Raw genomic sequence first — 10,294 nt, 5'->3', positions numbered from 1 at the left:
GAGTGGGGAGGGGGCGATGGGGGTATGGATGAAGGAGGCGGGGACGTTGAATATGACTGGGGTGAATATTTCAGAGGTTAAAATGGGGGTGTATGCGATGGAGGCTAAAGCGGTGACGATGGAGAGGGTGACGATTTCAGGGGTGCAGAAGGGGATAACTATGTCAGGAAGTGGGACGTTGACGGTGAGGGATAGGACGACGATTACGTTTACGAGTGGGGGGACAAGGAATTACGGGATAGGGGTGGGGAATGGGGTGACGGCTAATATTACGGGGGCGGAGATTACGGGAACAGGTGGAAATGGGAAGGGGACGGGGGTGTATGCGACGGGGGCGAAAGCGGTGACGATGGAGGAGGTGCGGATTTCAAATGTAGCAATGGGGGTGGAGGCGAAGGGGGGGATACTAGCGATGAAAGGAGGGTCAATTGGGTTTATGGGAGATTACGGGATCAGTCTCTCAAAGAGCACTGCTGTTTTAATAGGGGTCAAAATCGAGGGAAACAATCAGGGACAAGAGGGTATCAAGCTTAATGGGGGAATGATTGATCTGTTCGGGACAAATATAAGAGATGTTCATAAGGGGATGAGTATCGAAAATGGGATTGTCCGTATGTTTGGAGGAGAAATTGGGTTTACGAAGGATTATGGGGTCAGTCTTAACCAGGGTGGATTTGCTTTTTTAGGAGGGGTCACTATCAAGGGAAGTGGAACAGGAAAAACAGGTATCAAGCTTAGTGGGGGAATGGTTGATCTGTTCAAGACAAATATAAGAGATGTTCATAAGGGGATGACGATTACAGAAGGGATTGTCCGTATGTTTGGAGGGGAGATTGGGTTTAAGAAGGATTATGGGATCAGTCTTAAACAGGGTGGGGTTGCTTTAAAGAATGTCAGAATTACAGGACCTAGTAATAAGGGTACGGGGGTGATTATGCAGAATGGGGTGGGAGTGATGATGATGAAGGAGGTGGATATTTCAAAGGTGCAAACGGGGGTGTGGGTGATAAATGGGAAGCTGATGATGCACAAAGGATCGGTGGCTTTTAATGGAGATTACGGTGTCAGTCTTATAGGGGGAAATGCTTTGTTAAATGGTGTCAGCATTACAGGACAAGATGATAAGGGTACGGGGGTGAATGTAGAGGGTGAGGGGAAGATGACGATGAAAGATGTGAATATTTCAGGGGTCATAACGGGGGTGTGGGTGAAAAATAGGGCGAATGCTATTTTGATGGGAGGGGAGATTGGGTTTAAGGGATATTACGGGGTTTATCTTGACAAGGGTGGGGCTGCTTTAAAAAATGTCAGAATGACTTATACGGGTAACAACAAAACAGCTGACTTCATTAAGGTCAGGGGTGGGACAGTTATCGCTGAGGATATAATTATCACGAGCACTACAGACAATGGGCAGGGGGTAAGCGTAAATAACGGCGGACGGGTGTGGTTGACTGGTACAAACTTGAAAGGTGTTCATAAGGGGATGACGATTACAGAAGGAAGTGTCCGTATGGAGGGAGGAGAGATCAATTTTAAGGGAGAGTACGGTGTTTATCTTAACCAGGGTGGGGTTGCTTTAATAGCGGTCAAAATGACTTATACGGGTAACAACAACGAAGCTGAATTCATTAGGATTGTGGGAGAGGACACTACAAATGCTGTGGAAAGGGTCAAGCTTAAAAAGAAGGGTATTGAAGTTGCACCCAAAAATGCTGTGGTTGTTGCATCACATCTCACGATCGATGGAAATGGTTATGGGCAGGGGATGAGGGTAGTTGACGGCGGAAGGGTGGTGTTGATTAAGCCAAATTATACAAACATCTACAATGGAATGGCTATCACAAAAGGTGCTGTCCATATGGAGGGGGGGAGATCAATTTTAAGGGAGAGTACGGTGTTTATTTTACAAGACACAAATACAACATTACCTAATGAATCATTTTTAAATAGGGCAATATATTCTGCTAAAAAAAGTATAACAGAAAACACTCTCTCAATGCTTAGAGGTGTTTGTTTTTTATATGTTTTAGATTTTGTATATTTTAGCGTATTTATTAGTTTTAGAGAGTTTTTTTTGTTTATGGGTTTAGGTGATGGTTTAAGGTCTAGGCGCTTTGTTTGATGTTTTGATTTTATGTGTGTTTTGTTTGTTGTTTGAAGATGTGTGTTTTGGCTTTGTGGGTGTTAAGAGTGTTTTATATTAGGGTATGATGTTTTTAGGTAAGGGTTAGAGTTGGGAGAATTTTATGGGGTTTAAGCCATTTTAGTATGGTTTAGTTTTAGTTTTCTTTTTTTAGAATAGTTTAGTCTCGTTTAACCTGACAGGTTAAAGGGGAACATGTGGGTTATGGTTATGCGTTGTGTTTTTAAGCATCATGTTTATTTATGTGTTGTCTCAACCGCTCTTATGGCTGGGCTTTCCCTTATAACGTCTCATACTTCAAAGGCGTATGCCGATCAAAATTGTGGGAGTAGTCGTGGTGGTGTTAAAACTATTAGTAGTGATCAGCCGATTGTGTGTAGTAGTGGTGAGACAAGGATACTGAGTAGTACTAGTAGTGGTAGGGATATAAATATAGATATGGATAGGGGCCCTGGTGAGGCTGTAAAGATAACGGGGCCGGGGACGAATATTACGATAATAAAGAAGATAACGGTTACGGGGTCGGGGGGGAGTGGTCTACCGGTGATTAAGGTGCTTAATAAAGGACAGCTGACGTTGGATGAGGATGTTGATGTTGAGGGGGCGACGGGGATGCAGAAGGCAATAGTGGTTGATGGGTCAGAGTCTTCTGTTACGTTGAAGGGGAAGTTGACGGGGTTTGAAGGGATGAAGGTGAAAATGAGTAATAGAAGAATCCTTTTAAGTAATGAGCAAATAAACTATACTAGTAATAATAATACAAATTTCATCGAGATTGACGAAAAAACATTACATCAACACCTCAACTAGAATATTGACAAATTCTATTTTGATATTATGAGTGGTAATCTTTGCAACTGCAACTCTATCCTAATTGTTAGTTATTCTTTTTACATTCACTGCTTCATAGAATTCTTGCTCTATCATTGCATCTTGCTGAGTTGATTGTTCTTTTTTCTCTTTATACTTTTCTTAAAGAGAAAACGCGATCAATCTCTGTAACAAGTTCTGTTGTTTTCTGACGGATAAGCTCACTCATTAATAATGTGCTATCATATCAGAGATATTTGCAGAAAGGGGATAATGAGGCATAGGTTCAATAATAGGAATAGGTTTCACAATTTTCTGTATTGGTTTCGACCCATTTTTAGAAACTTCCATTGTCTCTATCATTGTTGAAGCCAACATTGTAGGATGCATAATAGAAGCAATAATTTCTGGCTTCATAGTTTGTATTCCCTCATTATTTATTAAATATATCATAGATATATAGATGTGATGTTTGTGAGATTATTATAATCTTTTCATAAAGAATCTTCTTCAGCTTAATAGATTTTTTTCATAAAATCAAGAATTTAAGAATTTCCCTTTGAATCTAATAAAGAACTTATGTTTTTGACCGTTTTTAGAAATAGGGAATTATAGCTTTAATAGTAAGATAGGAAGATACATAAATTAAATTAAAATTGTTAAATCAAAAGGGCTGGGGAACCTGGATTCGAACCAAGATTAACGGAGTCAGAGTCCGCTGTTCTACCATTAAACTATTCCCCAATATGCAACTTTTATTGTTTCTAGCAGATTTTAAAGTGTGTGCAAGTTTAAAAGAAGAATCTTAAAATTATTGATAATAAAGAGCTATAGGCACATTATTGATTGTTTTTACTTGAATATCCATATCGTAAATTTCTTTGAGAATTTCTGGACGCATAATTTCTTTTGGCTTGCCACAATAAGCTGTTTTACCATCTTTGAGTGCAACAATCATATCTGAATAAGATGATGCAAAATTGATATCATGCATGACAAGAAGAATGGTTTTTTTTAGTTCATAGGCAGTACGGTGTAATTGCTTCATTATAGAAGCAGAATGTTTCATATCAAGATTATTCAACGGTTCGTCTAATAGTACATAATGAGTATCTTGACAGATGACCATCGCAATAAAAGCTCGTTGACGCTGCCCTCCAGAAAGTTCATCTAAAAATCGTGTTTTTAGGTTTTGTAAACCGAGATATCGGATAGCGCTATCAATGAATTGTTTATCTTCATTGGTATATCGACCTTTTGAATAAGGATAACGCCCAAAGCTTACTAAATCGTACACGGTTAAGCGAACCGATAAAGGATTATCTTGGCGCAGAAGTGAGAGTTTTTTAGCCAAAACATCATGGGGCGTTTTATAAATATCAAGACCATCGATGTTAATTGTACCTTTATCACTTGGCAAAAGACGTCTTATCATCATTAAAAGAGTTGATTTTCCCGAACCATTGGGGCCAATAAGAGAAATAATTCCGCCCTTTGGTAGATGAAGGCATAAATTATCAATAACCAATCTGGCTCCATAAGTTTTGGAAAGATGATTGATTTCAATCATTTGATTTTTCCCTTCATCAATAAAGTTAAGAAAACAATTCCACCACAACATTCAATAATAAAACTCAGGCGTCCTCCCATATTAAAAATTTGCTCTAAGATAAATTGTCCCCCAACCAAACAAATGATAGCTAATAATATTGCGATTGGCACGACAACATTGTGTTTTGCCTGAGGTGATAATTCGTAAGACAAGTTGGCAATTAACAATCCCAAAAATGTAACTGGCCCAACAAGTGCTGTCGAAATGGATACAAGAATAGAGACAAAAACGAGAATAACTGTAGCGTTTTTGCGGTAATCAACTCCAAGATTAAGAGCAGCTTCATGCCCGAGAGCAAGAACATCAAGCAAATAATGTAAGCGCCAACCAACCAAGCTAATGATGAGGACAATGATTGCAGAAAAACTTACTAATGATGTATTTAATTTATTAAAATTTGCAAACATAATGTCCGTTAAATTCATCATTTGATCTGGATTGAGTTGTAATTGCATAAACATACGTAAGCTGAAAAAAAATCCGCCTAAAACAACACCAATTAAAAGAGTAAGATGAAACCCTTTAAGGTTTCCTGAAAATAGAAAATGAAAAAGACTTATTGAGAAAACAATTAAAATAAGAGATTCAAAAAGAAATTGTCCTTCTTCATTTAAAAAAGGCAAAGAAAGGGATCCAAGGTAATAAAGGGTAATAGTTTTAATTAAAATATAAAGTTGATCAAATCCGATAATAGAAGGAGTAAGAAGACGATTGTTAATAATTGTTTGAAATAAAACAGTAGAAACAGCTATTGTATAAGCAATAAGAAAAAGAGAAACTAATTTTGTTAAACGAAATGTCCACGTATAAATGGTTACATTCCATGTCATATAAAGGCTGCTTACAACACACGCTACGACAATAAGTGTTGTTAATACGAGAAGAGTTGCTTTCTTTTTACCCAAAACGTTTTCTCCAGTATAAAAGAAGCAAAATGAAAATAAAACTGCCAATAATGCCCATCATTACGCTGATAGGAATTTCAAAAGAATGGTGAATAATTCGCCCTAAAAGATCGCAAATTAACACCATTCCTGCACCGCTAATCGCCACCCAAGGAGCACTATGGCGCATATTGTCGCCTCTGTAACTTGAAACGAGATTTGGAACAATGAGTCCAACAAAGGGAATACGACCAACTGTACATACAACCACAGAAGTAATTAGTGCAACAATAAAAATTCCCCATAACATGACAGCACGGTAATTAAGGCCAAGATTATTGGTTAAATCTTCTCCAAAACTAGCCACTGTAAAGCGGTCAGCGGTAAAATAGGCAAGTATACATAACGGAAGAGATAGCCATAACAGTTCATATTTTCCGTCAAGAATCATTGAGAAACTACCAAACAAATAAGCCTGAAGAGAAGGAAGTAGCATTTCATAATCGGCAACAGCGTTGGTTAAGGAACCAATAACATATCCCAGCATAATTCCTGTAAGTGGTACAATGAAAGTAGATTTTAAGGGAATTTGGCGTAATAAAAACATAAAGAGCAAGGTGCCAGCCATAGCAAAGGTTGTGGCAACAGTCATTTTCCCAAGAATAGGCATATTGGGAACAAAAATCATAACAAATAGAATACCAAGCGATGCAGATTCGACAGTTCCAGCTGTTGAGGGTTCAACGAAACGATTGCGCGTAAGAAGTTGCATAATCATACCTGAGAGTGCAAGTGCCATGCCTGCTAAAAGCACTGCAGCTGTGCGGGGAATACGTGTTTGCCAGAAAAGAAGCCACGCATCTGTATCTCCTGATAATAGGTTAGAAGGTGTTACATCGGAATAACCAACAAAAATACTTACGACAGAAAGTAAAGCAATAACTATTATGGCTATCCAGTGACTTTTCATCCTAAACTTTCTTTAAGAAAATTAAAATAGCAGAGGCTAAAATAACCTCTGCTCTTAAATTTTATGTTTATAAAAGGTTATTTACTTTTTGCAAAAGCTTCATTGATTTGTTGTGTTGCTTCATATAATCCGGTTAGACCACCACTTGCTCTGTACCAGCTCCAAGAATCCAGATAGATGATCTGGTTTTGTTTCCAAGCTGTTATACGATGAATAAGTTCGTTATCGAGAAGTTGTGCTGCAGATTGTCCTTCCCGTCCGATTGCAGCATCACGATCAATAACCAATAACCAATCAGGATTGGTGTCGAAAATAAATTCAGGGGAAATGAGTTGTCCATGCTTTTGCACAATCAGTTTGTCTGTTGCAGGAGCAATTCCAAAACTGGAATGAAGAATATCAAAACGTGACTTTGGGCCCAAAGCACTTATTTTTCCACCAGAAGTCATAAGTATTAGCCCTGTACCTTTTCCTTTGGTATTTTTACGAACTTTTGCTAATTTTTCGTTGAGTTTCGTAATTTCTTGTTCAGCTTCTTTTTCTTTGTTAAAAATTTTTCCAAGAATAGTGATATTGCGCTCGATGTCTTTTAGAGAGTTTTCGTTTCCTACTGTCAAGTCAATAGTTGGGGCAATTTTTGATAAATCTTTATATTTAGACTGAGTGCGTGAAGAGATGATAATAAGATCAGGCCTAAAGGCAGCAATTTTTTCATAATTTGGTTCAAAAAAAGTACCAATTTTTTCATAACGTGTATCATCAAAATGTTGCAGGTATACAGGCTTTTTACCTTCAGGAACACCGACAACTACATTAACACCAAGGTGGTTCATATTATCAAGTGATGCAAGGTCAAACACTACAACTTTTTGAGGAGAATTGGAAATAGAAGTAGAACCTGAGACATGCTCAATGGTTATGTTTGCCCAAGAAAAAGTTGCAAAACTCATTACTGCAGTCAAAATAGACGCTATTCGTATTATATGTTTTGTAATCACTATCTTATCCTTTTCCTTTAAATATTAGAACCTATTTAAATATTAGAACCTATAATGAGACTTTTTTTACACACAATTAAAATAAAACATACTACATAAAGCACATTATGTTGTAAAATATCTCAAAATATGTTACGAGACCTTTTCTTAATTATTTAGTATTTTTGTAAATTATTTCTATCGGGATAATTAAATAATGCTTAAAGAATATAAGTGTTTATGTGTTTTTACAGTAAGTGTTCTTTGTTTTTTTCAAAATATAGACGTTAACGCACAACTAAATAATCAAATTCCTCCGCAACCAAAATCAATTGTTGCAGGAAAGGATGAGACTATTATTATCACTAATATAGATCCCGGAGGTCTTGTTCATTTTATATCTAGAATAAAGCCACAAGTGCCAGGTTCTAGGGAACCGGTGGTTCCAATACTACTCGAAAAAAATCCAAGTTTACTCCAACAGCTTAAAGTTGATCAGGGTGGAATGATTGCAATAAGTGACGGGGTAGTTTTCGCAAATTCTTTAATAAAAGTAGCTTCTGTAGCAGCCAATGCAGGTTCAAATATTAGTTTGGTAAGAACGGATATTATTATAAAGGGGGCTCCACAAACTACAGATAGTAATACTGGTTTGTTTACTGTCTTTTCGGCGAAAAGTGTGATGAACAGTGGGGTGGTTAATTTTTTACATGGAACAGGTGTTAGGGCGTGGGCAGGAGGAACTACTGTTTTAGATGGGGTAGAAATTATTGGACACGGTGATAACAGAGATAGTGTAAAAAATAATATGGCTTTTCACGTACGTTTGGGTGGAGGGATTGACTTTAAGAATGGTAGTGTTGATGTTGTTCGTGCTCATGGTATGCAGCTTGATAATTTACCTGTTGAGTTACCTATAAATCTTTCAAAGAGTGGGGAGGTATCGTCTGTTCAACCTAGTGTTAATAAGATTAACATTGAAAATTCAACTATTAAGGTGAAAGGTGATACGTCTTACGGTATATATTTCTATGAAAATAGATCAGAAAGAAAGCGAGGGGTTGCAGCAGGGCTTGTTTCTTTGAAAAAGACGGTTCTTCGTGTTTCAAATAGTGCGGCTATTTATAGTTCTGGAACTAAAGGTTATATTGCCTTATCAAAATCAGAGATTTCTGGTGATTTATTATTAGAAACTAGAGATCGATCTTCTGTAGCAGTTATGGCTGATGCTTCTTTACTGATTGGTGGTGCTCGCGTTTTTAATGAAAATACTGGTGAACTTTATTTAACTAACGGTTCGAGATGGGTTATAACAAGAAGTGAAACTCAAGAGCAGCTGGTGTCATCTGTTTCATATGTGATGATCAAAGATAGTTCTATTATTTTTGAAAGACCAACCTTTGATGATTATAAAACTCTGCACATTGGAGAAGGATCAGGTGAGGCTTACAATGCGCAGGGCGGTGGTGCACAGATTTATGTTAATGCATCTTTGGAAAGGGGGGGGCGATCAGGTAATCAAAAATCTGATCAAATTTTGATTCATGGTGATGTTTCTGGAAGTACTACAGTTCATGTGCTTGGGGTATCAGATGATTTAAGGGAACAAGGGAATACTGGTAAAAATGATCCAAGTATATCAGTCATACAGGTTTCTGGAAAAGCAAAGAAGGATTCTTTTATATTACATTCTGATTATGTGACGCTGCCTAATCACCCTTATCAATATCACCTTATTGCTTATGGTCCTGGTTCTGAATTTGGAAAAGCGGATCCTCGGCGCAGATTGGTTGAAGGGAAGGGGGACTTTTGGGATTTCCGCCTTGAAAATAAATATATTAAGTTTGGGGTTAAAGCGGTTGTTCCACAAGTTCCAACTTATCTGCTTTTGCCTAATGCTTTGTTTTATGCTGGGTTGATGGATGTCAACAATCAAACCGAGCTGTTAGGGACAATGGTGACGTCGTTTGATCCATTTTTTAGTGGAAAGCCGGCTTTTTCTATACGTGGTTATGGTGGTAGTCATAATTACACCTCTAATTTGTCTTCTTCAGAGTATGGTTATAACGGAAAGTTTGGTTACCATGCGATAGAGGTAGCTGCTCTTTTGAGTAGGTTGGAAAGTGAACAAAATAGTGCATTTATTGGAGTTATCGGAACTTATGGTAAATTATCGCTCCAACCTCAAGATGTTGAAAAAAGTAAAAAAAGTGCTTTTAATAACTGGTCTTTAACAGCTTATGCTAGTTTGCAACATAATACAGGGGTTTATGTCAATGGTCTTTTATCGTATGGTTTATCTCGAGGAGATGTTGAAACGCTTGCACGAGGCAAAACAGCAAGAATAACAAGCAGACCATTGCGGGCATCTTTAACAGGTGGTAAGACTTTTTTGACTGGGTATGAAGGTCTTATTTTTGAGCCACAAATGCAGCTTGTTTATCAATATTTGATGTTTAATTCCGCTCGGGATATTGGGGGGGGTGATATTAAAATAGGATCTCCTAGCCAATTAACAACGCGACTGGGTGGGCAGCTTACTAAAACTCTTACTAGAATTGGAAGGGAGCGTTTAGTTTCCTTCTATGGAAAGCTGCATCTTATGAGTAGCTTTGGAGGAAAGCAGTTTGTGCAGTTTAAAGATACATTCCAGGTGGGTATGTTTGGTTCTTCTATGGAAGCAGGGGTGGGTGTGCAAGCTCAATTGTCCTCGCAGATAGCTGTACATGGCGATGTGGTTTATCAGCAAAAATTAACTAAAGCTGGTCTTTCGGGAAGTACTTTCTCAGGAGGGTTACGTTATCGTTTCTGATTGATCTTTTGATGTTGTGTCAAAGAAGAGCTGTCTTGTTGGTTTAATCCATTGATAACGTAAATATAGGGAGAGGTAGAGCG

The 10,294-nt window shown here is 37.9% G+C and carries 8 protein-coding genes and 1 tRNA gene; 3 read left to right on the top strand and 6 right to left on the bottom strand.

The features are described 5' to 3' along the window. A partial coding sequence (locus BBBE_RS05385; RefSeq protein WP_192812758.1) for a hypothetical protein occupies positions 1-2,125 on the top strand: 2,125 nt, incomplete at its 5' end. A gap of 225 nt (positions 2,126-2,350) precedes the next feature. After that, a complete protein-coding gene (locus BBBE_RS05380; protein ID WP_152023184.1) occupies positions 2,351-2,956 on the top strand; it encodes a hypothetical protein in 606 nt (201 codons plus the stop codon). A gap of 228 nt (positions 2,957-3,184) precedes the next feature. Here BBBE_RS05380 and BBBE_RS05375 read toward each other — a convergent pair whose 3' ends face one another. The 6 genes from BBBE_RS05375 to BBBE_RS05350 all read right to left on the bottom strand — a co-directional run bounded on the left by BBBE_RS05375 (position 3,185) and on the right by BBBE_RS05350 (position 7,372). Continuing rightward, positions 3,185-3,373, bottom strand: coding sequence for a hypothetical protein (locus BBBE_RS05375; protein WP_022708699.1), 189 nt, complete (start codon positions 3,371-3,373; stop codon positions 3,185-3,187). A 256-nt stretch (positions 3,374-3,629) separates the two neighbouring features. After that, positions 3,630-3,700, bottom strand: a tRNA-Gln gene (locus BBBE_RS05370). A gap of 67 nt (positions 3,701-3,767) precedes the next feature. Beyond that, complete coding sequence (locus tag BBBE_RS05365; RefSeq protein ID WP_010701529.1) at positions 3,768-4,526, bottom strand: iron ABC transporter ATP-binding protein; 759 nt, start codon at positions 4,524-4,526, stop codon at positions 3,768-3,770. Then, the gene (locus tag BBBE_RS05360; protein WP_010701528.1) at positions 4,523-5,473 is read right to left on the bottom strand and encodes an iron chelate uptake ABC transporter family permease subunit; all 951 of its coding nucleotides are present in this window, start codon (positions 5,471-5,473) and stop codon (positions 4,523-4,525) included. Before BBBE_RS05360 ends, BBBE_RS05365 begins: the two co-directional genes overlap by 4 nt. Continuing rightward, positions 5,466-6,422 (bottom strand): ABC transporter permease, encoded by a 957-nt coding sequence (locus BBBE_RS05355; RefSeq protein ID WP_010701527.1) that lies wholly within the window; start codon positions 6,420-6,422, stop codon positions 5,466-5,468. The genes BBBE_RS05360 and BBBE_RS05355 overlap by 8 nt, the downstream gene beginning before the upstream one ends. Before the next feature lie 77 nt (positions 6,423-6,499). Then, the gene (locus tag BBBE_RS05350) at positions 6,500-7,372 is read right to left on the bottom strand and encodes a siderophore ABC transporter substrate-binding protein (protein WP_420806249.1); all 873 of its coding nucleotides are present in this window, start codon (positions 7,370-7,372) and stop codon (positions 6,500-6,502) included. A gap of 244 nt (positions 7,373-7,616) precedes the next feature. On the opposite strand from BBBE_RS05350, the gene BBBE_RS05345 reads away from it, so the two are divergent. After that, positions 7,617-10,211: an autotransporter outer membrane beta-barrel domain-containing protein gene (locus BBBE_RS05345; RefSeq protein WP_010701525.1), complete on the top strand. Its 2,595-nt coding sequence runs from the start codon at positions 7,617-7,619 to the stop codon at positions 10,209-10,211. Positions 10,212-10,294 lie beyond the last annotated feature (83 nt).

It is taken from the genome of Bartonella bovis 91-4 (genome assembly GCF_000384965.1).
GTDB lineage: Bacteria > Pseudomonadota > Alphaproteobacteria > Rhizobiales > Rhizobiaceae > Bartonella > Bartonella bovis.
This window is presented reverse-complemented; position numbering and strand designations above follow the sequence as displayed.

What these genes read in the sequence shown, in the direction of transcription:
- BBBE_RS05365 (WP_010701529.1), bottom strand. Translation starts at nt 4,526, where the DNA reads ATGATTGAAATCAATCATCTTTCCAAAACTTATGGAGCCAGATTGGTT.
- BBBE_RS05355 (WP_010701527.1), bottom strand. Translation starts at nt 6,422, where the DNA reads ATGAAAAGTCACTGGATAGCCATAATAGTTATTGCTTTACTTTCTGTC.
- BBBE_RS05345 (WP_010701525.1), top strand. Translation starts at nt 7,617, where the DNA reads ATGCTTAAAGAATATAAGTGTTTATGTGTTTTTACAGTAAGTGTTCTT.
- BBBE_RS05380 (WP_152023184.1), top strand. Translation starts at nt 2,351, where the DNA reads ATGGTTATGCGTTGTGTTTTTAAGCATCATGTTTATTTATGTGTTGTC.
- BBBE_RS05375 (WP_022708699.1), bottom strand. Translation starts at nt 3,373, where the DNA reads ATGAAGCCAGAAATTATTGCTTCTATTATGCATCCTACAATGTTGGCT.
- BBBE_RS05350 (WP_420806249.1), bottom strand. Translation starts at nt 7,372, where the DNA reads ATGAGTTTTGCAACTTTTTCTTGGGCAAACATAACCATTGAGCATGTC.